The following is a 24,465-nucleotide window of genomic DNA, read 5'->3' as shown; positions in this document are numbered from 1 at the left end:
ACAAACGGTTAAATTTAGCATTAGCTGTTAATTTTTCTAACGGATGGGACCATGACCCGCAGCTATCTTCCGCTTAATTCGCTTCGCGCCTTCGAAGCGGCCGCAAGGCACCTCAGTTTTACGCATGCCGCTATTGAGCTGAATGTCACCCATTCCGCGATTAGCCAGCACGTAAAGGCGCTGGAGCAGCATCTTAACTGCCAGTTGTTCGTCCGCGTTTCGCGTGGGCTGATGTTGACCACTGAAGGCGAGAATTTGCTGCCGGTGCTAAATGACTCGTTCGACCGAATTGCCGGAATGCTGGATCGCTTTGCCAGCCAGCGCGCCCAGGAGAAGCTAAAAATTGGCGTGGTGGGTACCTTTGCTACCGGGGTGTTATTCTCGCAGCTCGCTGACTTTCGTCGCTGCTATCCGCATATCGATCTTCAGCTGTCGACGCACAACAATCGCGTCGATCCGGCAGCCGAGGGGCTTGATTACGCCATTCGTTATGGCGGCGGGGCGTGGCACGGCACGGAAGCGACGTTTCTCTGTTCTGCGCCGCTTGCGCCGCTTTGCACGCCTGACATTGCTGCCGCGTTGCACACCCCTGCCGATATCCTGAAGTTTACCCTGCTGCGTTCTTACCGGCGCGACGAGTGGACCGCCTGGATGCAGGCCGCGGGAGAAAACCCGCCTTCACCGACGCACCGGGTAATGGTATTTGATTCGTCCGTGACCATGCTGGAAGCCGCGCAGGCAGGTACGGGCATCGCGATTGCCCCTGTCGATATGTTCACCCATCTGCTGAACAGTGAGCGCATTGTGCAACCCTTCGCGACGCAGATTGACCTTGGCAGCTACTGGCTCACGAGGCTGCAGTCACGCGCAGAAACGCCCGCAATGCGCGAGTTTGCCCAGTGGCTGGTGGGGAAGATGCAGAAATAAAAGGCCCGCCGGATGGCGGGCCAGAGGCGTCAGATAGTGATCACGGCAATCAGCGTGACCACGGTCAGGATGGTCGCCAGACCGTAGAATACCCATTTCCCGCTCGGTACATGGATTTTCAGGTCATGCATCGCATGGTGAATACGGTGCAGGCCACACCACAGCGGCAGGACGATCATCAGGAAGATGAACACGCGGCCGATAAAGCTGCTCGCGAACGCCAGTACGCGTTCGTAGCTCAGCGCATCGCCCGGGAACAGCCCCAGCGGCAGCATAATGCCCACCAGCAGAATGATGACGGGGGCAATGATGGCACTCCACATGCCGCCTGCGCCAAAGAGGCCCCAGAAGACCGGCTCGTCAGAACGTTTTGGATTTGGATTGATCACAGTAGTCTCCTTACCAGAACAGTGCGACAAACAGAATGACCACAGTGACCAGAATCGTCACCGCCCAGAGCCCCTTAATCACCGGCTCTGGCCCCATTTTCTCGCCTTTTACGATGATGTTCGCCGCTTTTGGTGCCAGTTCAAACCAGGTTTTGGTATGCAGCAGCGCGGCCGCAAGCACGATCAGGTTCAGAATGACAATGATCGGGTTTTGCAGGAAACCGACAAAGCTGGCCCAGGTTTCCGGGCCATGCTTGAGGGCAAAAACGCCGTACATCAGCTCAAGGCTGAACCAGACCGCCGGTACCGCTGTGCCTTCACGCAGCATGTAGAAGCGATAAAACGGCAGGTTTTTCCACCAGGTGGACGGCACAGGCCGCACATAGGCTTTGCGTTTAGTCGTCATCATGCACTCCTTAGCGTGGTTTCAGGGTAGCGATAAGAAAGTCTTTCGAGCTTTCCACTTTACCCTGCTGAATGGCGGCGGCCGGGTCGACGTGCTTCGGACAGACTTCGGAGCAATAACCCACAAAGGTACAGGTCCAGACGCCGTTCTGGCTGTTAAGCTGCGCCATACGTTCTTTTTTACCGTGGTCGCGGCTGTCTTCGTTATAGCGGTGCGCCAGCGTAATGGCGGCCGGGCCGATGAACTCGGGGTTCAGGCCAAACTGCGGACAGGCGGCGTAGCAAAGACCGCAGTTGATGCAGCCGGAGAACTGATGGTATTTCGCCATCTGAGCTGGAGTCTGGTTGTTTGGCCCCTGATCCGGCGTGCGCGGGTTGCCAATAATGTAAGGCTTAATGGCTTCCAGGCTTTCGATAAAGTGGGTCATATCGACCACCAGATCGCGCTCGATAGGGAAGTTGCCCAGGGCTTCGACCTTGATGCCTTTGGTGTAGTCACGCAGGAAGGTCTTACAGGCCAGCTTCGGCACCTTGTTGACCATCATGCCGCAGGAGCCGCAGATCGCCATGCGGCAGGACCAGCGGTAGCTCAGGTCTGGTGCCAGGTTGTCTTTGATATACCCGAGCGCGTCCAGCAGGGAGGTTTGCTCGTCGTAAGGAACTTCATAGAAAGCGCTGTGCGGTGCGGCATCCACTTCCGGGTTGTAGCGCACCACTTCAACTTTCAGTTTTTGCATCTCAGCCATTCGCCTTCTCCTTCTTCTCGGCGGCTTCTGCTTCTGCACCGTACACGCGTTTAGCCGGCGGCAGCGTGGTGATTTTCACGTCGCTGTAGTCCAGACGTGTGGTGCCATCCGCATCGCGCCAGGCGAGAGTGTGTTTCAGGAAGTTGACGTCGTCACGTTCGGTACAGCCTTCATCAAGACGCTGGTGCGCCCCACGCGACTCTTTACGCGCCAGCGCAGAGTGCGCCATACATTCCGCCACGTTCAGGCCGTGGCCCAGCTCGATGGTATAGAGCAGGTCGGTGTTGAAGACGCTGGAGGTGTCGGTGATGCGCACGCGCTTGAAGCGCTCCTGCAGTTCCGCCAGCTTATCGACGGTTTTTTGCATCAGCTCAGGGGTACGGTAGATACCGCAACCTTCTTCCATCGACAGGCCCATCTCGTCGCGGATCTTAGACCAGTTCTCGTTACCTTCCTGGTTCACCAGATCTTTCAGGCGTTTTTCAACGTCTGCGACCTGCGCATCCACCGCGGCACCGTTAGCTTCGCCTGCGGTTGCCGCGCGTTCCATCGCGCGCTCGCCCGCCATGCGGCCAAAGACCACCAGCTCGGCCAGCGAGTTTGAGCCGAGGCGGTTGGCACCGTGCAGGCCCACGGAGGAACATTCACCGACGGCGAACAGACCCTTAATACGGGTTTCACACTGCTGGTCGGTTTCGATCCCGCCCATGGTGTAGTGCGCCGTTGGGCGGACTGGAATCGGCTCTTTCACCGGATCGACGCCGACGTAGGCTTTCGCCAGCTCGCAGATGAACGGCAGACGCTCCAGCAGCTTTTTCTCGCCCAGGTGACGCAGGTCGAGGTGAACCACGTCGCCGCGCGGCGTGGAGATAGTGTTGCCTTTGCGCCACTCGTGCCAGAAAGCCTGAGAGACTTTGTCGCGCGGGCCGAGCTCCATGTACTTGTTCTTCGGCTCGCCGAGCGGGGTTTCCGGGCCCATGCCGTAATCCTGCAGGTAGCGGTAGCCGTTTTTGTTGACCAGGATACCGCCTTCACCGCGGCAGCCTTCCGTCATCAGAATGCCGGAGCCCGGCAGACCGGTTGGGTGATACTGCACGAACTCCATATCGCGCAGCGGCACGCCGTGGCTGAGCGCCATACCCATACCGTCGCCGGTAACGATGCCGCCGTTGGTGTTATAACGATAAACGCGGCCCGCACCGCCCGTCGCCATCACCACCGCATTGGCGCGGATCTGGACGAGCGTGCCTTCCATCATGTTCATCGCCACCAGGCCGCGCGCGTGTCCATCATCCACCAGAATGTCGAGGACGAAATGCTCATCAAAGCGCTGGATTTGTGGGAACTGAAGGGAGGTCTGGAACAGGGTGTGCAGCATGTGGAAGCCGGTCTTATCGGCGGCAAACCAGGTGCGTTCGATCTTCATGCCACCGAAGCGGCGGACGTTGACGCTCCCGTCCGGACGGCGGCTCCACGGGCATCCCCACTGTTCCAGCTGGGTCATCTCCGTTGGGCAATGATGCACGAAGTAATCAACGACATCCTGTTCGCAAAGCCAGTCGCCCCCTGCAACCGTGTCGTGGAAATGGTATTCAAAGCTGTCATGATCCTGCGCAACGGCGGCGGATCCTCCTTCTGCGGCCACCGTGTGGCTGCGCATTGGATAGACTTTTGAAATCAATGCGATTTTAGCGTTGGGATTAGCTTGCGCTGCAGCAATCGCAGCACGTAATCCAGCCCCGCCAGCGCCTATTACGGCAAGATCGGCCTGAAAAGTTTGCACGACATTCCTCCAGATTTTTGTTATTTCGCAACGCGACAAACTAAAGGTAGTTCACCCGTCCAAAAGGACGATTGCGAAAGCGTTTCCACTGCTCCTTTATGGGTAAAACAGTATAACCGTGTAGATGTCAGGGAAATTTGACGTGTTCGATTTTTTTGCTGTTCTGTCCGGCGATTTATCATTGAGATTGATGAATTGCATCACGCAATTGTTCACCTAAATGAAATGCGCTTTTTTACTGCGCAAAATTTGTCTCTGTCCCTGCTAACGAGTAGACTTCGTGCCCTTGTCTGAAATCGGAGAACAACTCATGAGCGAAACGGCCACCTGGGAGCCGAGCGCATCCATCCCTAATCTGTTAAAACGCGCTGCAATTATGACGGAGATCCGCCGTTTCTTTGCCGACCGCGGCGTCCTGGAGGTGGAAACCCCGTGCATGAGTCAGGCAACGGTAACGGATATTCATCTGGTCCCGTTTGAAACCCGTTTTGTTGGCCCCGGCCACTCTCAGGGCATGAATTTGTATCTGATGACCAGCCCGGAATACCACATGAAACGCCTGCTGGCGGCGGGATGTGGTCCGGTCTATCAGCTGTGCCGTAGCTTCCGCAACGAAGAGATGGGTCGTCACCACAATCCGGAATTCACCATGCTGGAGTGGTACCGCCCGCATTATGATATGTACCGCCTGATGAATGAGGTGGACGATCTGCTTCAGCAGGTTCTGGATTGCTCAGAAGCGGAAACGCTCTCTTATCAGCAGGCCTTCCAGCGCCATCTGGAAATCGATCCGCTGTCGGCGGACAAAACCCTGCTGCGCGAAGTGGCGGCAAAACTGGATCTGAGCAACGTGGCAGATACCGAAGAGGACCGCGACACGCTGCTGCAGCTGCTGTTCACCTTCGGCGTGGAACCGCAGATTGGCAAAGACCGTCCGACGTTTGTCTATCACTTCCCGGCAAGCCAGGCGTCACTGGCGCAGATCAGCACCGAAGACCACCGTGTGGCAGAGCGTTTTGAGGTCTATTACAAAGGCATTGAGCTGGCGAACGGCTTCCACGAATTGACCGACGCGCGCGAGCAGGCGCAGCGTTTCGAGCAGGATAACCGCAAGCGCGCCGCGCGCGGCCTGCCGCAGCAGCCTATAGATGTTAATCTGCTTGAAGCATTAAAAGCAGGTCTGCCGGATTGCTCCGGCGTGGCGCTGGGTGTTGACCGTCTGGTCATGCTGGCTCTGGGCGCAGAGCAGCTTGGCGATGTGATTGCCTTTACGGTCGATCGCGCTTAAAGAATTGCCGGGTGGCGCTGTCGCTTACCCGGCCTGCTCGGTCATTGGCCCTGCCACATTAAAAACTGCCATATTATTAATATACGGGTCTTTTTCTTAATTTTCCCCTTATAGCCACAATATTAGTCTGGTCATCTGCTACCATCCGCGCAGTTTAATTCCTTTTCGGATGGTTCTATGTCCCAGTCACTCAAAAAGATGACCCTCACCGGGCTCATCCTGATGATATTTACCTCAGTCTTTGGTTTTGCCAACAGCCCGTCAGCGTTCTATCTGATGGGTTACAGCGCGACGCCGTTTTATATCGTTTCGGCTCTGTTCTTCTTTATCCCGTTTGCGCTGATGATGGCGGAGATGGGCTCGGCTTACCGGAAAGAAGAGGGCGGGATCTACTCATGGATGAACAACAGCGTCGGCCCGCGTTATGCCTTTATCGGCACGTTTATGTGGTTCTCCTCTTATGTCGTCTGGATGGTCAGCACGGCGGCCAAAGTCTGGGTGCCATTCTCCACGTTTCTTTTCGGTGCCGATAAAACGCAGGTCTGGTCTCTGGCGGGGCTGAGCTCCACGCAGGTCGTCGGGATTCTGGCGGTATGCTGGATGGTGGTGGTCACGCTGGTGGCGTCAAAAGGCATCAACAAAATTGCCCGTATCACTGCCGTTGGCGGTATTTCCGTGATGTGCCTGAACCTGGTGCTGCTGTTGGTGAGTATTGCCATTCTGTGTCTGAACGGTGGTCATTTTGCGCAGGAGGTGAACTTCGTTTCCTCGCCTAATCCAGGTTACCAGTCCGGGCTGGCCATGCTCTCCTTCGTGGTGTTTGCCATCTTCGCCTACGGCGGTATTGAAGCGGTGGGCGGGCTGGTCGACAAGACCGAGAACCCGGAAAAGAACTTTGCCAAAGGGATTATTTTTGCCGCTATCGTGATTTCCATCGGCTATTCACTGGCGATTTTCCTCTGGGGCGTCAGCACCAACTGGCAGCAGGTATTGAGTAACAACACCACCAACCTCGGGAACATTACCTACGTGCTGATGAAAAGCCTGGGGATGACGCTGGGTAACGCCATGCACCTGACGCCGGAAGCATCGGCCACCATGGGGATCTGGTTTGCGCGCATTACCGGCCTGTCGATGTTCCTTGCTTATACCGGCGCATTCTTCACGCTGATCTACTCGCCGCTGAAAGCGATCATCCAGGGTACGCCAAAAGCGCTGTGGCCGGGACGCATGACCCAGCTCAATACCGCAGGCATGCCTGCCAACGCCATGTGGATGCAGTGTCTGCTGGTGTGCATGTTTATTCTGCTGGTGTCATTTGGCGGTGATACCGCATCGGCGTTCTATAACAAGCTGACCCTGATGGCGAACGTGTCGATGACGCTGCCGTACCTGTTTCTGACCCTGGCATTCCCGTTCTTTAAGGCAAAGCAGGATCTTGAGCGTCCGTTTGTGATCTTCAAAACCCGCGCGGCAACGCTGTTGGCCACCACGGTGGTGCTGCTGGTGGTGGCGTTTGCCAATATTTTCACCATCATTCAGCCGGTGATTGAGGCGAACGACTGGAACAGCGCGCTGTGGATGGTGGGCGGCCCAATCTTCTTCTCGCTGCTGGCGATGGGGATTTATGAGAATTACCGTCGACGCGCGACGGCGTACATCGCAGAAGTGGCGTAGCGGGAATATTCCCCTCCCGAAAGGGAGGGGAGACGCGTTATAAGCTGCCCGCCGGGCGCGTACGCGCCGCTGACGTCAGCGTTCTTCCCGTTTTACGCCCGTCCAGGCTTTCCAGACGCATCTGGAACGGTGGGAACGGCATATCAATACCGTGCTCGCGGAAGCCCGCCAGAATCAGCTGGTGGATCTCATGGCGCAGCGGCATACGGTGGCCCATTTCGGCGGCGTAGATACGCAGCTCGAAAATCTGAATCCCCTGCTGTAAATCCACAAGGAAGACTTCCGGCGCCGGGTTGTCGATGACCAGCGAGCAGCGCTCCGCGGCAGTGTAGAGGATCTGGGTGACCTCTTCGCTGTTCGCGTCCGACGGTGCCGGTACCGTCAGCACCACACGGGTAACGGAGTCTGAGAGCGACCAGTTGATGAACTGCTCGGTAATAAACGCCTTGTTTGGCACGATGATCTCTTTCCGATCCCAGTCGCTGATCGTCGTCGCTCGGGTGTTGATCTTCGTGATGCTGCCGGTCAGATCGCGGATGGTGACGGTATCGCCAATGCGGATCGGCTTTTCGAACAGAATAATCAGGCCCGAGATGAAGTTGGCGAAGATCTCCTGTAAACCAAAACCTAATCCAACGCCGAGCGCTGCGACGAGCCACTGGAGCTTCGACCACTCAATGCCGATCATCGAGAAGCCAACCAGACCGCCAAACAGCATGATCAGATACTTGGTAATGGTCGTGATTGCATAGCCCGTACCCGGCGTTAAATCCAGATGCTGCAGCAGCGCCAGCTCCAGCAGTGCCGGGAAGTTGCGCACAAGTTGGGTGGTGATGATCAGCACCAGAATGGCAATCAGCACCGCCCCTAAGGTGATCGGCTCCAGGCTTTCAACGCCCTGCACCGTAGAGGTCACGTCCCACAGCGAGATGTTCTCCAGGAAGCCAAATGCCGAGTGGATCTCCGACCACAGGAAGATGACCGACAGGAGGGCAATCAGCATCAGGATGGAGCGAACCAGACGCAGGGACTGGGTACTGATGGCATCCAGATCCAGTTCGACCTCATCCGCCTCCGTCGTACCTTCCGTACTGTTAACGTGGTTTGGCTCTTCCTCACCCCGCGCGCGCTGGGCGAGGATCTCCGCCCGGCGATGCTTGGCACGGTCAAACGCCAGACGGCGGCGCTGGATCAGCATCCAGCGGCGGATAACGTGATACACCACCAGCAGCAGGAACCAGATGGCCACCGAGGTTTCGAGACGTGCCAACAGCGCCTGCGACGTCGCCAGGTAACCCACCGCGGCTGCCAGCATCGCAATCAACGGTGCGCTGAGCAGCAGGTTCCAGAGCAGCCGGTTGAACATATTGTCGCCGCTGCCGGTTTTATCCAGATAGAGCGGAATACCCGCGCGCTTCAGGCTGAGCGTGACGATGGCCAGCGCTCCGCATATCAGCATAAAGCAGAGGCGGCCCAGCGAGCCTGAAAACTCCCGGTCGTTGAGATTATCGAACATGATCAGCGCCATAATCAGCGGCACAATCAGACCGATGCTCATCAGATAGTAACGCATGGCGCGCGCCACGCGATTACGCGGCCAGCCAAAGTGGGCGATGAACAGGCCATTGGGTCGCGCAAAGGTGGCGCAAATCATTACCACCCACAGCAGCGGTACCGTGGCGGTGACGCCATCGCCAATCGCTACCGCGAGCGGATAGGGCCAGGCTTCCCGCAGGCCATAGCCCAGCGTCATCCACAGCACCGGCAGCGGGGAGGCGACGAGAATCGACCAGAATACGGTGCGCAACGTCAGCCAGAAGTGATCCTGGGTAACCTTCCCCACTCGGGAGCTGGAACGCTCGAGGAAGCGGGTGAAATGTCTGCGCGAGTAAATGCTGAAGCCCACCAGAATTAACGCCCCCAGCAGCGGGAAAATGGTCTCTTTGCTGGTGAGCATCATCACGCTGGCCTGTCCCAGCTGGCTGAAGGTATCGAGCGAAATCAGACGACGCAGATCCTGGACAATCTCAATTGGCCACGAGAAGGTCATCGGACGCACGTCGGACGTCCAGAAGAGATAACGGTGCGTCGCCTCGTTCACCTCTTTCAGGGCATCTTCCAGCTGGCTGTTGGACACTTTTAGCTTGGTCAGCTCAAGAATCAGCGTATCCCCGCCCTGGAGCAGAGAGTTCAGCAGTTCACGCTGGGTACGCAGCTGGGCTTCCAGAATGCGGCTTTGCTCGCTGGTCAGAGGCTGTCCGTCAGCCTGACGGATCTGGCGGATTTGCGGCTGCTTATTGAGAAGATCTTCAAAATGCAGTCGCTGAACGCGTAGCTGGGCCATTTCGGTATCCAGCTGCTGCGGCTTCGGCATCTCCGGCAGGCGCGCGACCTGGGCGCGTAGCGCTTCGCCCAGCAGGTTTGACGATCCGAGCCACTGGGACTGTTCGCGCAGGGTGTTGAGCGCCTGGCGAACCTGAAGGGTTTGATTAGTGGCTTGACGCTGCTGCGAGGCCACCAGATCCATACGCTGCGCCTGTTGATTCAGCGCGGCCGAAAGCTCACGGTTGACCTTAAACTGCTCGACGATGCCGGCAGGCAGGTTATCGCTATTTTCTGCCAGCAGCTCGGTACTTTCCAGCGCGCGCTCCGCTTCACGCTGGCGCTGGCTATTGAGCTGGTTGCGCAAGGCCTGAAGATAGGCGTCCAGCTGCTCGCTCTGCTTTTGAGCGAGTTCTGAGCGCATCCGCGACAGCTCCTGGCGGTTATTGGCGGAAAGCTGCGCCAGCTCGAGCTCATCGACAAGGGCCTTCAGGCGAGCTGATTCTGCCTGCAGGCCCAGATTTTGGGCCTGCGCCTGTGGCGTGTTGCCGTTTTGTGTCCCCACGCGGCGCTCAACTTCATTAAGCTGGCGGCGGGCGTCGGTTTGCTGCTGCGGAAGCTGGCTGAGGGAGTCGGCAATTTCGCGCGCTCGCTCCTGCTCCTGCTGAGCAAGGCGGCTCTTTTCCAGAAGCTGGCTGCTGACCTGCAGGATCTCCTGGTTCAGCGCGTCGGAGGTCATCCCTGCCGGCACATCGCGCGGTTCGTCGCGCAAGTTATTGAGCTGCGCGCGCAGCGTCTGCGAGAGTTTGGGGAAGTTGTCGATAACCTGCTGATACTGCTGAGCGCGCTCAAGCGAGCCTTTCCGCTCCTCAAGCGCGTTCAGTGCGGACTGGAGCGACTCGACGGTCTCTGGCTGAGCGGGTTTGGCCGCTTTTGCCTGCTCCAGTTCCTGGGTTATCTGTTTGGCGTCGGGGGCTGTCGCTGCGTACGCCCCCATGCTGAGGCACCAGGCCATCAGTAGAACGATAATCGGGCGCACGTCAGCGATCCTTCTGTTGTTAGCCTTCGTCTTTTTTGTCGTCAACCAGTGGGCTGGCGTCGTGCTCGGCGTGAATCTCTTCTTGTGACAGCGGAGCCGGTTCTGCCTCCGGCGTCACGAAGGTTTCGGTAGAGACCGCCAGCGGCTGGCCCAGCTTTGTCACCGACAGGCTTTCAAGCTGTTCAGCCAGCTTCACTTTGCCCGGCGCAAACAGGTTGATCACGGTGGAGCCCAGCTTAAAGCGGCCCATCTCCTGACCTTTGAGCAGGGCCACGGAACCTTCCGCTTCACCGGCAGGCCAGGTCCAGCGTTTGATCACGCCTTCGCGCGGCGGGGTGATGGTGCCTGCCCAGACGGTTTCGATGCTGCCGACGATGGTCGCACCGACCAGAATCTGGGCCATAGGGCCAAATTCAGTATCGAACAGGCAGATGACGCGCTCGTTACGGGCAAACAGGTTTGGCACGTTCTGCGCGGTCAGGTGGTTCACGGAGAACAGATCGCCCGGGACGTAAATCATTTCACGCAGGATGCCGTTACACGGCATGTGCACGCGGTGGTAGTCGCGCGGTGACAGATAGGTGGTGGCAAAGGTACCGTTGCGGAACAGATCCGCCATCAGGTAGTTACCCGCCAGCAGCGCTTCCAGGCTGTAGTTATGGCCCTTCGCCTGCAGAATTTTGTCGTCTTCGATGTTACCCAACTGGCTGATCACGCCGTCTGCCGGCATCACCAGGACGTTAGGGTCGGTGTTCACCGGGCGCACGTCGTCACGCAGCGGGCGCACGAAGAATTCGTTGAAGGTGCGGTAGCTGGCGGTATCCGGCTTCTGCGCCTCTTTCATGTCGACCTTGTAATATTTTACGAAAAGGTCGATGACCAGTTTGGTCAGCCAGCCTGCGCGTTTGCTCGCGCCCCAGCCCGCCAGGCGAGTGAGCCACAGTTTTGGCAGAATGTATTGAAGCGAAAGTTTAAATGCGTTTAACAAGGTAGCCTCCAGGCCATTGTTTTGTCGTTCCTGATCCGGCGGTAAGCCACCGGAACCTGAAAAAAGGGGACGATTTTAGCGATGCTTAGCTTAGTTGTCAGTTATCAGAATCAGAAAAGTTTTTACGCGTTTTTACCTGATCCATGCTCTCAAGAATGCGGTGATAATTCTCGAAGCGGGTCTCCGCGATTTCGCCTTTCTCAACCGCTTCACGGATAGCGCAGCCTGGGTCGTTATCGTGTTTACAGTCGCGGTACTTGCAAGCGCCTAAATAATCATGGAATTCGACAAATCCGTTAAAGATTTGTTCCGGCTCAAGGTGCCATAAACCGAACTCTCGCACGCCCGGGGAGTCGATCACGTCGCCGCCATGTGGGAAGTGATACAGGCGTGACGCGGTGGTGGTGTGCTGGCCGAGGCCCGAGACGTCAGACACATCGTTGGTGAGGATCTCTTGCTGAAGGCCAAGCAGGTTGTTCAGCAGGCTCGATTTACCCACGCCGGACTGGCCCGCAAAGATGCTGATGCGGTCGGTCAGTGCCTCTTCAAGCGGTTTCAGGCCATCTTTGGTGTAGCTGGAGACCATCAGGACGCGATAGCCAATTTTGCGATAGATATCCATCTGCTCATTGACGAAGGCCATTCCGTCGTCGTCCAGCAGATCGATTTTGTTCAGCACGATGATCGGTTCAACCTGCAGCGTTTCGCAGGCGACGAGGTATCGGTCGATAATATTGAGCGACAGTTCGGGCAAAATCGCCGATACGATAACAATCTGGTTAATGTTGGCGGCAATCGGTTTGACCCCGTCGTAGAAATCGGGACGGGTTAACACGGACGTACGCTCATGGACCGCTTCAACAATACCTTTTACCGTTACGCCTTCCGCCGCCTCTTTACCCGGTCGCCAGACGACCCGGTCGCCGGTCACCAGAGAACGAATGGTCCGGCGGATGTTGCAGCGGTGAATCGCACCATCGGCGGATTCCACGTCAGCGTGCATACCGAAACGGCTGATGACTACGCCTTCCGTTGGGTCGCCAAACAGGTTGTCGTCGTAATCGACCTTCTCCGCAGTGGTTTTAAGACGGCGCTGGTGATTGGCATTCACGCGGCGCTGCTGCCCTTTGGAGAGTTTATTTTTACTCAATCGCACTGGCTCCTGGTCGCCCGTAGGGGGCAAAACCTCTATGATACACTCTAATTAATACTAGTTAACCTGCTACTGCCGGTTATGCGAGAAGGGTGGAAAATAACATGAGCGCGGATGAAAACAACCTGATTTGGATCGATCTCGAAATGACCGGGCTGGATCCCGAGCGCGATCGCATCATTGAAATTGCAACCCTGGTGACGGACGCCAACCTGAATATCCTGGCGGAAGGGCCTACGATTGCGGTGCATCAGTCTGATGACCAGCTGGCGTTGATGGACGAGTGGAACGTGCGTACCCACACCGGCAGTGGCCTGGTGGAGCGCGTGAAGGCGAGCACCATGGGTGACCGTGAGGCGGAGCTGGCGACGCTTGAGTTCCTGAAACAGTGGGTTCCGGCGGGCAAATCACCTATTTGTGGGAATAGCATCGGCCAGGATCGTCGTTTCCTGTTTAAGTACATGCCGGAGCTGGAGTCTTACTTCCACTACCGCTATCTGGATGTCAGCACGCTGAAAGAGCTGGCGCGTCGCTGGAAGCCTGAAATCCTCGACGGCTTTAAAAAGCAGGGGACGCACCAGGCGATGGACGATATCCGAGAGTCCGTGGCGGAGCTTTCTTACTACCGCGAAAACTTTATTAAGCTGTGATTTTGAGATCCGGCGCCTTGCGTGGCCGGGTTTTTGTCGTTAAATTGTGCAGCTTGCCGATTAAATAAGCATTTGAACTGAATTTCGAAAAAATCGCTTTAAGGGGGGTTGCAGCTAAAAGGATTTCTCGTATAATGCGCCTCCCGTAACGACAGAGAATTACACGTTACGACAGCAACAAAAGCAGTGCAGATTTGCGGGAATAGCTCAGTTGGTAGAGCACGACCTTGCCAAGGTCGGGGTCGCGAGTTCGAGTCTCGTTTCCCGCTCCAAAATTTGAAAGTGCTTTCACAGCACAGACTGCCCAAGCGGGAATAGCTCAGTTGGTAGAGCACGACCTTGCCAAGGTCGGGGTCGCGAGTTCGAGTCTCGTTTCCCGCTCCAAAATTTGAAAGTGCTTCCACAGCACGGACCACCCAAGCGGGAATAGCTCAGTTGGTAGAGCACGACCTTGCCAAGGTCGGGGTCGCGAGTTCGAGTCTCGTTTCCCGCTCCAAATTCTTCTTCATCTCTAAAATATCCACAGCGAAAAGAATCGCTGGGGACGTTTTCTGTTTTCTCTGAAATACTCTTGTGAACAGAGTTATCCACAGAAACTGCGCTTAACCGAAACAGGGTTAAAACTTAGCAGGGTGAATAATATCTTCATAAGATACTGTATTTACTTAATAAAATTTGATTTCAAAATGTTATTGAGATCACTTGAACTCTTCTCCAGCCCTGATGGCGCTTGAGTTTGTAATTTTATTCACAGGCTGTGAATAGTTCAGGCATCCCGCGGAAGCCCTTTTTCAATCACCCTCACCAGACGCTGTTTCTTCGGTAGCTGCACCTCGACCACACAGGCATTACGTTTCTCAACTTGCTGCGCAATCGCCCATTCTATGTGTTCATCAAGAAGTGGGTGCTCACCTCTACGGCTTTCAAGCGCCCGAATATTCGCTTCATCCCACGGGGCATTCCCCAGCGCGACGGCCACATTTCGCAGCCAGCGCAGATGGCCGATACGGCGGATGGCCGAACCCTCCGTCACTTTCAGGAACCAGGCTTCGGTCCAGGCGAACAGTTCAGCGAGCGGCGGGGCATGGAGCGCCTTGCGCGGGCTGAAATCCTCTTCGTCGGTGAGCTGTGAATAGCGGTTCCACGGGCAGATGAGCTGGCAATCGTCGCAGCCGTAGATGCGGTTGCCGATAAGCGGTCGGAACTCCTCTGGAATGGCGCCTTCCAGTTCGATCGTGAGGTAGGAGATACAGCGGCGCGCATCAACGGTGTAAGGCTCAACGATGGCGCCGGTGGGGCAGATGGTCATACAGGCCACGCAGCGGCCACAGCCTTCCTCTACCGGGCCGTCTACCGGCAGCGGTAAATCAATCAGCAGTTCACCGAGGAAGAAGAACGATCCGGCGTCGCGGCTAAGAATAAGTGAGTGCTTACCTGTCCAGCCAAGCCCGGCTTTTTCGGCGATCGGACGCTCAAGAATAGGCGCGGAATCGACAAAGGGTCTAAAATTCAGCGAAACACAGTGCTGCTGAATAGTTTCCCCGAGTTTTTTTAAACGGTTACGCAGAAGCTTATGGTAATCACGACCGAGGGCGTACCGGCTAACGTAACCCAGCGAGGGGTCTTTGAGCGTGCGCGCAAAGGCCGCGTTGGCGGGCAGGTAGTTCATGCGCACGCTGATGACGCGTAATGTGCCCGGCAAAAGCTCGTGTGGACGGGCGCGCATCATGCCATGACGCGCCATCCACTCCATTTCGCCGTGGTATTGTTTGTCCAGCCAGGCCTGCAGTTTGGGCTCGCTGGCGGAGAGGTCGGTATCGGTAATGCCTACCTTCTGGAAGCCAAGCTCAGCACCCCACCGTTTGATTTTTTGCGCTAATTCATTGAGATCGAGGGGCTGTGACATAACGGACCATACGGTGAAGAAAAACCCCGCAAGTATACCACATTCCATCTGGCATGCGGATGACCTCCGGCGCGCCGAAAAAGAGGCTGCAGACAGCCTCGGGATTACCCTGTATGAACTGATGCTCCGCGCGGGTGAGGCAGCGTTTGACGTTGCCCGTAGCGCCTGGCCGCAGGCCGCCCACTGGCTGATTCTGTGCGGGCACGGCAACAACGGCGGTGACGGCTACGTCGTCGCCCGTCTCGCGGTCGCTGCGGGTATCCGCGTGACCTTGCTGGCTCTCGAAAGTGATAAACCGCTGCCGGAAGAGGCCAGCGCGGCGCGGGAGGCATGGCTGAACGCCGGCGGTGTGATTCATGCGCCTGATATCGTCTGGCCAGAGGATGTTGATCTGATTGTTGACGGACTGCTGGGCACCGGGCTGCGCAGCGCGCCGCGCGAAAACGTTGCCGCGCTTATTGAACGCGCTAACAGACATTCCGCGCCGGTAGTCGCCCTGGATATTCCCTCTGGCCTGATTGCACAAACCGGCGCGACGCAGGGGGCAGTGATTCAGGCGGCACATACGGTAACCTTTATTGCCCTCAAGCCAGGATTACTGACCGGCAAAGCGCGGGATGTCGTTGGCGTGTTGCACCACAGTGCGCTGGGGCTGGAGAGCTGGCTGGCCGGGCAGGAAACGAAACTGTCACGCTTTGACGCCTCGAAGCTCCCAGCGTGGCTCCCGCCGCGCCGGTCGACCTCCCATAAGGGCGATCACGGCAGGCTGGTCATTGTGGGCGGCGACCACGGTACGGCAGGTGCGATTCGCATGACCGGTGAAGCAGCCCTGCGCAGCGGCGCCGGATTAGTGCGAGTGCTCACTCGCATTGAGAATATTGTGCCAATCATCACCGCCCGACCGGAGCTGATGGTCCATGAGCTTACGCTCCAGACGCTGGAGGAAAGCCTCGAATGGGCGGACGTGGTGGTGATCGGTCCCGGGCTTGGGCAGCAGGCGTGGGGTAAACAGGCCCTGCAAAAGGTCGAGAATTTTCGCAAACCGATGCTGTGGGATGCCGACGCGCTTAACCTTCTGGCAATAAACCCGGATAAGCGTCACAATCGCATTCTGACGCCACACCCCGGCGAAGCCGCGCGGCTGCTTAACTGCAGCGTGGCAGAAATTGAAAGCGATCGCTTACTTTCTGCTCAGCGTCTGGTAAAACGTTACGGAGGTGTTGCCGTTTTAAAAGGGGCGGGAACCGTTGTCGCCTGTGACGAGACGCAGGGCATTATTGATGCCGGAAATGCGGGCATGGCGAGCGGCGGCATGGGCGATGTGCTTTCCGGCATCATCGGCGCATTGCTTGGACAGAAACTTCCCCTTTATGATGCAGCCTGTGCGGGCTGCGTGGCCCACGGCGTTGCGGCAGATAAACTGGCTGCGCGTTACGGTACGCGCGGTATGCTGGCCACCGATCTCTTTTGCACGCTGCGGCGTGTAGTTAACCCGGATGTGATTGACGTAGAAAATGACTAATCGAGCGATTCCTTTACCTGATGAACAAGCCACTTTAGATCTCGGCAAGCGCGTGGCGCAGGCCTGTCAGGGGGCAACCGTCATTTATCTGTATGGTGATTTAGGGGCGGGTAAAACCACCTTCAGCCGGGGTTTTTTGCAGGCGTTAGGGCATAACGGGAATGTGAAAAGCCCAACCTACACGCTGGTAGAACCGTACACCCTTGAAAATCTCATGGTGTACCACTTCGATTTATACCGCCTTGCGGATCCTGAGGAGCTGGAATTTATGGGGATCCGTGATTATTTTGCCAACGACGCCATTTGCCTGGTGGAGTGGCCGCAACAAGGTGCGGGTGTGCTGCCTGACCCGGATGTCGAAATTCACTTAGATTACCAGGCTCAAGGGCGTGAGGCACGCATCAGTGCTGTTTCCTCATCAGGCAGTTCCTTACTGGCGCGTCTGGCCGGTTAAGCGTAGGGATGACGGGATGATAAATCGCGTTAAAGGTTGGTTGTTGGCTGCCACCGTGCTGCTGTGCGCGCAGGCCGGGGCGGCAAATCTTTCAGATATTCAGGTATCGAACGGCGAAAGCCAGGCCCGGATCACGTTCAGCTTTATGGGCGATCCTGAGTATGCGTTTTCACAGCCAGACAGCCACAGCGTGGCGCTGGATATCAAACAGACAGGCGTGATCCAGGGACTCCCGCTGCAGTTCAGCGGCAACAACCTGGTGAAAAGTATCCGTTCTGGTACGCCGCAGGATAGCCAGTCGTTACGCCTGGTGGTCGATCTGACCGAAAAGGGCAAAACGAAGGCGGTGAAGCAGCAAAACGGGGCGAACTATACGGTGGTCTTTACCATCAATGCCGATGTCCCGCCTCCACCGCCGCCTGTCGTTGCCAAACGCGTGGAAGAACCGGTGTATACGCCGCGTCCTGCTGAACCCGCGCGTAATCCGTTTAAATCGCAGAACGATCGCATCACTGCGGCAACCAGCAGCAATACGGTGACCCGTCCGGCGGTGAGTACGCGCCGTGCTGCGACCAGCGGTGACAAAGTGATTATCGCCATTGATGCCGGTCACGGTGGACAGGACCCGGGTGCGATTGGCCCGGGTGGGACGCAAGAGAAAAATGTCACCATCGCCATTGCCCGCAAATTGCGTGCACTGCTCAACGACGACCCTACGTTCAAAGGCGTGTTGACCCGCGACGGGGATTACTTCATTTCGGTAATGGGGCGTTCGGACGTCGCGCGCAAGCAGAATGCGAACTTCCTGGTCTCCATCCACGCGGATGCTGCGCCAAACCGTAACGCGACCGGCGCCTCGGTATGGGTACTCTCGAACCGTCGCGCCAACAGCGAAATGGCCAACTGGCTGGAAGAGCATGAGAAGCAGTCTGAACTGCTAGGCGGCGCGGGCGATGTGCTGGCAAACAGCCAGTCAGACCCGTATCTCAGCCAGGCGGTGCTGGATTTACAGTTCGGTCATTCTCAGCGCGTCGGGTATGATGTGGCCACTAACGTATTGAACCAGCTGCAAAGCATTGGTGTGCTGCATAAGCGTCGTCCTGAACATGCCAGCCTCGGCGTTCTGCGCTCGCCGGATATCCCGTCCATCCTTGTAGAGACGGGCTTTATCAGTAACAACGGTGAAGAGCGTCTGCTGGGAAGCGACAGCTATCAGCAGCAAATTGCCGAAGCGATTTATAACGGTCTGCGTAAATACTTTGATGCCCATCCGCTGCAGTCTGCGCCACAGAGCGGCGCTGCCCAGACGGCCAGCGCAGCGCTACCGGGTGAGATGACCGCGACCAACTAAGGAGAATTCATGCCGATTCAGGTTCTGCCGCCGCAGCTTGCGAACCAAATCGCCGCCGGTGAGGTGGTGGAACGTCCCGCGTCGGTTGTGAAGGAGCTGGTGGAAAACAGCCTCGATGCGGGCGCGACCCGCATCGATATTGATATCGAGCGCGGTGGCGCGAAGCTTATCCGCATTCGCGACAACGGCTGCGGCATTAAAAAAGAGGAGCTGGCGCTGGCGCTGGCCCGTCACGCCACCAGTAAAATTGCTTCTCTGGATGACCTGGAAGCGATTATTAGCCTCGGCTTTCGCGGTGAAGCGCTGGCCAGTATCAGCTCGGTTTCGCGCTTAACGCTGACCTCCCGTACCGCCGAACAGCAGGAAGCCTGGCAGGCTTACGCCGAAGGGCGCGATATGGATGTGACGGTCAAACCCGCGGCGCACCCTGTCGGCACGACGCTTGAAGTATTAGATCTCTTCTACAACACCCCCGCCCGACGCAAGTTCATGCGGACCGAGAAGACCGAATTCGGACACATCGACGAGATCATCCGCCGTATCGCGCTGGCGCGTTTCGATGTCACTATCAACCTCAGCCACAACGGCAAGGTGATGCGCCAGTATCGCGCGGTGGCAGAAGGTGGACAGAAAGAGCGACGGCTGGGCGCCATTTGCGGGACCCCGTTTCTGGAACAGGCGCTGGCCATTGAGTGGCAGCACGGCGATCTGGCGCTGCGCGGCTGGGTAGCCGATCCGAACGCGAGCAGCGCTGCGTTTGCGGAGATCCAGTATTGCTACGTCAACGGCCGCATGATGCGCGACCGTCTCATCAATCACGCCATTCGCCAGGCCTGCGAAGACAAGCTCGGGGCCGATCAGCAGCCTGCTTTCGTGCTTTATCTGGACATCGACCCGCATCAGGTGGATGTGAACGTCCATCCTGCCAAGCATGAAGTGCGGTTCCACCAGTCGCGACTGGTGCATGATTTTATCTATCAGGGCGTGCTGAGCGTGCTGCAGCAGCAGGGTGAAACGCCGTTGCCGCTGGAACACGCAGAACCTGCGCCGCGCCCAATTCCTGAAAACCGTGTCGCTGCGGGCCGCAACCATTTTGCGGAGCCTGCCGTTGCGCGTGAACCGGAAGCGCCGCGCTTTTCCTCCGCAGGGGCCGCGCCGCGTCCAACGGGTGCCAACTACCCGAATGCCCAGCCTGGCTATCAAAAGCAGCAGGGCGCGTTGTACCGCAAACTGCTGGAGACGCCAGCCGTAGAGCGTAAAGAACCCATTCCGGCACCTCAGCCTTCTCTGGACGGCCATAGCCAGAGTTTTGGCCGGGTGCTGACGATTATCGCGCCGGATATGGCACTGCTGGAACGTGACGGCAAATTGATGCTTCTGGCTCTGCCGGTTGCCGAACGCTGGCTTAAACAGGTGCAGCTCACGCCGGGCGAAAATGCCGCCTGTGCGCAGCCGCTGTTAATTCCGGTTCGCCTGAAAATATCCACAGATGAAACAAGGATATTGCAGCGTGCCGAAGCACAGCTGGCGCAAATGGGTATTGAAATTGTGCTCGAACCACAACATGTGACAATTCGTGCAGTGCCTTTACCCTTACGCCAACAAAATTTACAAAACTTGATTCCTGAACTGATAGGCTACCTGGCGCAGCAAACATCGTTTGATGCCGCTAACACCGCGCAGTGGATCGCCCGCCATCTGGCCAGCGAACACTCGCCGTGGAGCATGGCACAGGCCATCAGCGTGCTGGCGGAGGTTGAACGCCTCTGTCCGCATCTGGTGAAAGCGCCGCCGGGTGGGTTATTACAACCTGTTGATTTAAAAACGGCGATGAACGCCCTGAAACATGATTGATGTAAGTAAGGCGAGCCTGCCTAAGGCAATTTTTTTAATGGGCCCAACGGCCTCCGGCAAAACGGCGCTCGCCATTGAGTTGCGTAAAGTTTTGCCTGTAGAGTTGATTAGCGTCGACTCCGCCCTCATCTACCGAGGGATGGACATCGGCACGGCGAAGCCTGACGCAGAAGAACTGCGCGCGGCACCGCACCGTTTGCTGGATATCCTCGATCCGGCTCAGGCTTACTCCGCAGCGGATTTTCGCCGGGATGCCTTAGCCGAGATGGCCGAGATAACGGCGGCGGGGCGTATACCGCTGTTGGTTGGCGGAACCATGCTCTACTTCAAGGCGCTGCTGGAGGGGCTATCACCTCTGCCATCCGCGGACCCGGAAGTAAGAGCGAAAATTGAGCAGCAGGCGGCAGAGCAGGGGTGGGACGTTTTGCATCAGCAACTGGCGGAGATTGACCCGGTTGCCGCAGCGCGGATCCATCCAAATGATCCGCAAAGGCTTTCCCGGGCACTGGAAGTTTTTTTCATTTCGGGTAAAACTTTAACGGAACTGACGCAAACGTCAGGAGACGCTCTGCCGTATCAGGTGCATCAGTTCGCCATCGCCCCGGCGAGCCGTGAACTGCTCCATCAGCGAATTGAGCAGCGTTTTCATCAGATGTTAGCTTCAGATTTTGAAGCAGAAGTGCGGGCGCTATTTGCCCGTGGAGATTTGCATACGGACATGCCTTCCATTCGTTGTGTGGGATACCGCCAGATGTGGTCGTACCTTGAAGGTGAGATTTCATACGATGAAATGGTTTATCGAGGTGTTTGCGCCACGAGACAGTTAGCGAAGCGCCAGATCACCTGGTTGCGCGGTTGGGAAGGGGTTCACTGGTTAGACAGTGAAAAACCACAACAGGCGTTAAGCGACGTGATTGAGGTTGTTGGTGATATCGCTCACTGAATGTGTACAATTGAGGCGTATCGTGCGCAATTTTTCAGAATCGCAAGGTTCTAAGTACAAAACAAGCATATAAGGAAAAGATAGAATGGCTAAGGGGCAATCTTTACAAGATCCGTTCCTGAACGCATTGCGTCGGGAACGTGTTCCAGTTTCTATTTATTTGGTGAATGGTATTAAGCTGCAAGGTCAGATTGAGTCTTTCGATCAGTTCGTGATTCTGTTGAAAAACACGGTCAGTCAGATGGTCTATAAGCACGCTATTTCTACAGTTGTTCCGTCCCGTCCGGTATCTCATCACAGCAATAACGCTGGCGGCGGCACAGGTAGTAACTACCATCATGGCAGCAACGCGCAGGGTTCTTCAACGCCAGCGCAGGACAGCGACGAGACCGAATAAGGTTTCGCACTGTTATCCACACGGGGAGCCAGGGATCCTGCGTTCCCCGCTGATCTTTTTAGAGAGGTTTACGCTTGTTTGACCGTTATGATGCCGGTGAGCAGGCGGTGCTGGTACACATCTATTTTTCGCAAGACAAAGATATGGAAGACCTCCAGGAGTTTGAATCTCTGGTCTCTTCCGCCGGTGTCGAAGCAATGCAGGTGATTACCGGTAGCCGTAAAGCGCCGCACCCAAAGTATTTTGTTGGTGAAGGTAAAGCAGTCGAAATTGCGGATGCCGTAAAAGCAACCGGCGCGTCAGTCGTGTTGTTTGATCATGCGCTGTCTCCAGCCCAGGAGCGCAACCTGGAAGCTCTCTGCGAATGCCGTGTTATCGATCGCACGGGATTGATTTTAGACATTTTTGCTCAGCGTGCACGTACCCACGAAGGGAAACTGCAGGTTGAGCTGGCGCAGCTGCGTCATCTGGCAACGCGTCTGGTGCGTGGCTGGACCCACCTTGAAAGACAAAAAGGCGGGATTGGTTTGCGCGGCCCGGGTGAAACCCAGCTCGAAACTGACCGTCGTTTGCTGCGTGGCCGAATTACCCAGATCCTCTCACGTCTGGAAAGGGTCGAGAAACAGCGTGAGCAGGGGCGTCGGGCACGCACCAAAGCCGACATCCCGACGGTGTCGCTGGTGGGGTATACCAACGCCGGTAAATCCACCCTGTTTAACCAGATAACCGAGGCCCAGGTTTATGCCGCAGACCAGCTGTTTGCGACCCTGGACCCGACGCTGCGCCGTATTGACGTTGCAGACGTCGGTGAAACGGTGCTGGCGGATACCGTAGGGTTTATCCGTCACCTGCCGCATGACCTGGTGGCGGCGTTCAAGGCCACCCTGCAGGAGACGCGACAGGCGACCCTGCTGCTGCACGTGATTGATGCGGCAGACGTGCGCGTGCAGGAGAACATCGACGCGGTGAACGTGGTGCTCGAAGAGATCGACGCCCACGAAATCCCAACGCTGTTGGTGATGAACAAGATCGATATGCTGGACGATTTCGAACCGCGTATCGACAGAGATGAAGAGAACAAACCGATTCGGGTCTGGCTTTCTGCCCAGACCGGTCTTGGTGTGCCACTGCTTTTCCAGGCTTTGACAGAACGTCTTTCCGGTGAGGTAGCTCAGCACACGCTGCGACTGCCGCCACAGGAAGGCAGGCTGCGCAGCCGGTTTTATCAGCTTCAGGCGATAGAAAAAGAGTGGATGGAGGATGACGGCAGCGTGGGGATGCAGGTGCGTATGCCGATCGTTGACTGGCGTCGCCTCTGTAAACAAGAACCTGCGCTGGTCGACTATATCGTCTGATCAGAAAGGGGATGCCTGAATAATTCGCCCTTGCATAACAAATATGGAGCATATACATGGCGTGGAATCAGCCCGGTAATAACGGACAGGACCGCGACCCGTGGGGAAGCAGCAATAATCAAGGCGGCAACTCTGGGGGAAATGGCAACAAAGGTGGTCGCGAGCAGGGGCCGCCGGATCTGGATGATATCTTCCGCAAGCTGAGCAAGAAGCTTGGTGGTCTTGGCGGAGGTAAAGGTTCTGGCTCAGGTGGAAATTCCACCCAGGGGCCGCGCCCGCAAATGGGTGGCCGCGTAGTCGGTATTGTTGCCGCTGCAGTGGTAATCATCTGGGCTGCTACCGGGTTCTACACCATTAAAGAAGCGGAACGCGGTGTCGTTACGCGTTTTGGCAAGTTCAGCCATCTGGTTGAGCCGGGCCTGAACTGGAAACCGACCTTCATTGACGACGTGACCGCGGTCAACGTGGAATCGGTCCGTGAACTGGCGGCGTCTGGTGTGATGCTGACGTCTGACGAAAACGTGGTGCGCGTTGAGATGAACGTGCAGTACCGCGTGACCGATCCTGAGCGTTATCTGTTTAGCGTGACCAGCGCTGATGACAGCCTGCGCCAGGCGACCGACAGCGCCCTGCGCGGGGTGATCGGTAAATACACCATGGACCGTATCCTGACCGAAGGTCGTACCGTTATCCGTAGCGATACCCAGCGTGAGCTGGAAGAGACCATTCGTCCATACAACATGGGGATTACCCTGCTGGACGTCAACTTCCAGGCTGCACGTCCGCCGGAAGAGGTGAAAGCGGCCTTTGACGATGCGATTGCTGCACGTGAAAACGAACAGCAGTACATCCGTGAAGCAGAAGCCTACACCAACGAAGTTCAGCCACGTGCTAATGGTCAGGCGCAGCGTATTCTGGAAGAAGCGCGTGCGTATAAGACCCAGACCATCCTGGAAGCACAGGGTGAAGTGGCTCGCTTCGCGAAGATCCTGCCGGAATATAAAGCGGCGCCGGAAATTACCCGTGAGCGTCTCTATATCGAGACCATGGAAAAAGTGCTGAGCCACACCCGCAAAGTGTTGGTTAACGACAGTAAAGGCGGAAACCTGATGGTGCTGCCGCTGGATCAGATGCTGAAAGGCAGTTCTGCATCGGCAGCAAAAGACAACAGCGGTGCGAACAACCTGCTGCGTCTGCCACCTGCGTCATCCGGTAGCACAAGCGCAACAACCACGTCTTCTTCGAGCGATGGTGACATTATGGACCAACGCCGTGCTAACGCGCAGCGTAACGACTACCAGCGTCAGGGGGAATAA

At 56.9% G+C, this 24,465-nt stretch carries 20 protein-coding genes and 3 tRNA genes; 15 read left to right on the top strand and 8 right to left on the bottom strand.

Annotation, left to right across the window (positions count from 1 at the left end; translation table 11 throughout):
* Window positions 1-51 precede the first annotated feature (51 nt).
* Window positions 52-927: a LysR family transcriptional regulator AmpR gene (gene ampR / locus LLF79_RS17925; RefSeq protein ID WP_023345297.1), complete on the top strand. Its 876-nt coding sequence runs from the start codon at window positions 52-54 to the stop codon at window positions 925-927.
* Between the two features lie 29 nt (window positions 928-956).
* Here ampR and frdD read toward each other — a convergent pair whose 3' ends face one another.
* From frdD to frdA, 4 genes are read right to left on the bottom strand one after another with little or no spacing between them, the layout of a single operon-like run.
* On the bottom strand, window positions 957-1,316 hold the full coding sequence (gene frdD / locus LLF79_RS17920) for a fumarate reductase subunit FrdD (RefSeq protein ID WP_008502934.1): 360 nt from the start codon (window positions 1,314-1,316) through the stop codon (window positions 957-959).
* 10 nt (window positions 1,317-1,326) lie between these two features.
* Window positions 1,327-1,722 (bottom strand): fumarate reductase subunit FrdC, encoded by a 396-nt coding sequence (gene frdC, locus LLF79_RS17915; protein ID WP_008502933.1) that lies wholly within the window; start codon window positions 1,720-1,722, stop codon window positions 1,327-1,329.
* A 10-nt stretch (window positions 1,723-1,732) separates the two neighbouring features.
* Window positions 1,733-2,467 carry a succinate dehydrogenase/fumarate reductase iron-sulfur subunit gene (locus LLF79_RS17910; protein WP_021240721.1) on the bottom strand — a complete coding sequence of 245 codons (735 nt, stop codon included), beginning with the start codon at window positions 2,465-2,467 and terminating at the stop codon, window positions 1,733-1,735.
* Window positions 2,460-4,250, bottom strand: a complete 1,791-nt coding sequence (frdA, locus tag LLF79_RS17905) for a fumarate reductase (quinol) flavoprotein subunit (RefSeq protein WP_227880066.1) — start codon at window positions 4,248-4,250, stop codon at window positions 2,460-2,462. The genes LLF79_RS17910 and frdA overlap by 8 nt, the downstream gene beginning before the upstream one ends.
* A 310-nt stretch (window positions 4,251-4,560) precedes the next feature.
* Here frdA and epmA point away from each other — a divergent pair, with 310 nt between their 5' ends.
* Together epmA and yjeM are read left to right on the top strand one after the other, a co-directional pair.
* Entirely contained in the window at window positions 4,561-5,538 is a 978-nt protein-coding gene (gene epmA, locus LLF79_RS17900) for an elongation factor P--(R)-beta-lysine ligase (RefSeq protein ID WP_008502931.1), read from the top strand.
* Between the two features lie 177 nt (window positions 5,539-5,715).
* The gene (gene yjeM / locus LLF79_RS17895; protein WP_039265374.1) at window positions 5,716-7,215 is read left to right on the top strand and encodes a glutamate/gamma-aminobutyrate family transporter YjeM; all 1,500 of its coding nucleotides are present in this window, start codon (window positions 5,716-5,718) and stop codon (window positions 7,213-7,215) included.
* A gap of 37 nt (window positions 7,216-7,252) precedes the next feature.
* Here the strand turns inward: yjeM and mscM are convergent, their stop codons facing one another.
* The 3 genes from mscM to rsgA all read right to left on the bottom strand — a co-directional run bounded on the left by mscM (window position 7,253) and on the right by rsgA (window position 12,714).
* Window positions 7,253-10,576, bottom strand: coding sequence for a miniconductance mechanosensitive channel MscM (gene mscM, locus LLF79_RS17890; protein WP_008502929.1), 3,324 nt, complete (start codon window positions 10,574-10,576; stop codon window positions 7,253-7,255).
* Between the two features lie 19 nt (window positions 10,577-10,595).
* The gene (asd, locus tag LLF79_RS17885) at window positions 10,596-11,564 is read right to left on the bottom strand and encodes an archaetidylserine decarboxylase (RefSeq protein ID WP_063453504.1); all 969 of its coding nucleotides are present in this window, start codon (window positions 11,562-11,564) and stop codon (window positions 10,596-10,598) included.
* A gap of 97 nt (window positions 11,565-11,661) precedes the next feature.
* A complete protein-coding gene (rsgA, locus tag LLF79_RS17880; RefSeq protein ID WP_008502927.1) occupies window positions 11,662-12,714 on the bottom strand; it encodes a small ribosomal subunit biogenesis GTPase RsgA in 1,053 nt (350 codons plus the stop codon).
* A 107-nt stretch (window positions 12,715-12,821) separates the two neighbouring features.
* Between rsgA and orn the strand changes: the two genes are divergently transcribed.
* The 4 genes from orn to LLF79_RS17860 all read left to right on the top strand — a co-directional run bounded on the left by orn (window position 12,822) and on the right by LLF79_RS17860 (window position 13,863).
* Entirely contained in the window at window positions 12,822-13,367 is a 546-nt protein-coding gene (gene orn / locus LLF79_RS17875; protein ID WP_008502926.1) for an oligoribonuclease, read from the top strand.
* 196 nt (window positions 13,368-13,563) lie between these two features.
* A tRNA-Gly gene (locus LLF79_RS17870) sits at window positions 13,564-13,639 on the top strand.
* A gap of 36 nt (window positions 13,640-13,675) precedes the next feature.
* A tRNA-Gly gene (locus LLF79_RS17865) sits at window positions 13,676-13,751 on the top strand.
* 36 nt (window positions 13,752-13,787) lie between these two features.
* Window positions 13,788-13,863 (top strand) — tRNA-Gly (locus tag LLF79_RS17860).
* A 270-nt stretch (window positions 13,864-14,133) separates the two neighbouring features.
* On the opposite strand, the gene queG is transcribed toward LLF79_RS17860, so the two are convergent.
* Window positions 14,134-15,273, bottom strand: a complete 1,140-nt coding sequence (gene queG, locus LLF79_RS17855) for a tRNA epoxyqueuosine(34) reductase QueG (RefSeq protein ID WP_219284245.1) — start codon at window positions 15,271-15,273, stop codon at window positions 14,134-14,136.
* Between queG and nnr the strand changes: the two genes are divergently transcribed.
* From nnr to hflK, 8 genes are all read left to right on the top strand, one after another.
* The gene (nnr, locus tag LLF79_RS17850; RefSeq protein ID WP_227880082.1) at window positions 15,272-16,795 is read left to right on the top strand and encodes a bifunctional ADP-dependent NAD(P)H-hydrate dehydratase/NAD(P)H-hydrate epimerase; all 1,524 of its coding nucleotides are present in this window, start codon (window positions 15,272-15,274) and stop codon (window positions 16,793-16,795) included. The two genes, queG and nnr, sit on opposite strands and share 2 nt — an antisense overlap.
* A complete protein-coding gene (gene tsaE / locus LLF79_RS17845) occupies window positions 16,788-17,249 on the top strand; it encodes a tRNA (adenosine(37)-N6)-threonylcarbamoyltransferase complex ATPase subunit type 1 TsaE (RefSeq protein WP_008502923.1) in 462 nt (153 codons plus the stop codon). Before nnr ends, tsaE begins: the two co-directional genes overlap by 8 nt.
* Window positions 17,250-17,265: 16 nt before the next feature.
* On the top strand, window positions 17,266-18,600 hold the full coding sequence (gene amiB / locus LLF79_RS17840; RefSeq protein ID WP_227880064.1) for an N-acetylmuramoyl-L-alanine amidase AmiB: 1,335 nt from the start codon (window positions 17,266-17,268) through the stop codon (window positions 18,598-18,600).
* Between the two features lie 9 nt (window positions 18,601-18,609).
* Window positions 18,610-20,454 (top strand): DNA mismatch repair endonuclease MutL, encoded by a 1,845-nt coding sequence (gene mutL / locus LLF79_RS17835; RefSeq protein WP_227880062.1) that lies wholly within the window; start codon window positions 18,610-18,612, stop codon window positions 20,452-20,454.
* Window positions 20,447-21,397: a tRNA (adenosine(37)-N6)-dimethylallyltransferase MiaA gene (gene miaA, locus LLF79_RS17830; RefSeq protein WP_008502920.1), complete on the top strand. Its 951-nt coding sequence runs from the start codon at window positions 20,447-20,449 to the stop codon at window positions 21,395-21,397. Before mutL ends, miaA begins: the two co-directional genes overlap by 8 nt.
* Window positions 21,398-21,482: 85 nt before the next feature.
* Window positions 21,483-21,794, top strand: coding sequence for an RNA chaperone Hfq (gene hfq, locus LLF79_RS17825; protein ID WP_008502919.1), 312 nt, complete (start codon window positions 21,483-21,485; stop codon window positions 21,792-21,794).
* 74 nt (window positions 21,795-21,868) lie between these two features.
* Complete coding sequence (hflX, locus tag LLF79_RS17820; RefSeq protein WP_008502918.1) at window positions 21,869-23,149, top strand: ribosome rescue GTPase HflX; 1,281 nt, start codon at window positions 21,869-21,871, stop codon at window positions 23,147-23,149.
* Window positions 23,150-23,205: 56 nt separating this feature from the next.
* On the top strand, window positions 23,206-24,465 hold the full coding sequence (gene hflK, locus LLF79_RS17815; RefSeq protein WP_032675814.1) for an FtsH protease activity modulator HflK: 1,260 nt from the start codon (window positions 23,206-23,208) through the stop codon (window positions 24,463-24,465).

The organism is Enterobacter cloacae complex sp. 2021EL-01169 (assembly GCF_020733125.1).
In the GTDB taxonomy this organism is placed as follows: Bacteria; Pseudomonadota; Gammaproteobacteria; order Enterobacterales; family Enterobacteriaceae; genus Enterobacter; species Enterobacter roggenkampii.
This window is presented reverse-complemented; position numbering and strand designations above follow the sequence as displayed.

Coding starts and splice junctions, on each gene's coding strand:
- ampR (WP_023345297.1), top strand. CDS start 52: ATGACCCGCAGCTATCTTCCGCTTAATTCGCTTCGCGCCTTCGAAGCG.
- frdC (WP_008502933.1), bottom strand. CDS start 1,722: ATGACGACTAAACGCAAAGCCTATGTGCGGCCTGTGCCGTCCACCTGG.
- LLF79_RS17910 (WP_021240721.1), bottom strand. CDS start 2,467: ATGGCTGAGATGCAAAAACTGAAAGTTGAAGTGGTGCGCTACAACCCG.
- epmA (WP_008502931.1), top strand. CDS start 4,561: ATGAGCGAAACGGCCACCTGGGAGCCGAGCGCATCCATCCCTAATCTG.
- yjeM (WP_039265374.1), top strand. CDS start 5,716: ATGTCCCAGTCACTCAAAAAGATGACCCTCACCGGGCTCATCCTGATG.
- orn (WP_008502926.1), top strand. CDS start 12,822: ATGAGCGCGGATGAAAACAACCTGATTTGGATCGATCTCGAAATGACC.
- queG (WP_219284245.1), bottom strand. CDS start 15,273: ATGTCACAGCCCCTCGATCTCAATGAATTAGCGCAAAAAATCAAACGG.
- tsaE (WP_008502923.1), top strand. CDS start 16,788: ATGACTAATCGAGCGATTCCTTTACCTGATGAACAAGCCACTTTAGAT.
- amiB (WP_227880064.1), top strand. CDS start 17,266: ATGATAAATCGCGTTAAAGGTTGGTTGTTGGCTGCCACCGTGCTGCTG.
- mutL (WP_227880062.1), top strand. CDS start 18,610: ATGCCGATTCAGGTTCTGCCGCCGCAGCTTGCGAACCAAATCGCCGCC.
- miaA (WP_008502920.1), top strand. CDS start 20,447: ATGATTGATGTAAGTAAGGCGAGCCTGCCTAAGGCAATTTTTTTAATG.
- hfq (WP_008502919.1), top strand. CDS start 21,483: ATGGCTAAGGGGCAATCTTTACAAGATCCGTTCCTGAACGCATTGCGT.
- hflK (WP_032675814.1), top strand. CDS start 23,206: ATGGCGTGGAATCAGCCCGGTAATAACGGACAGGACCGCGACCCGTGG.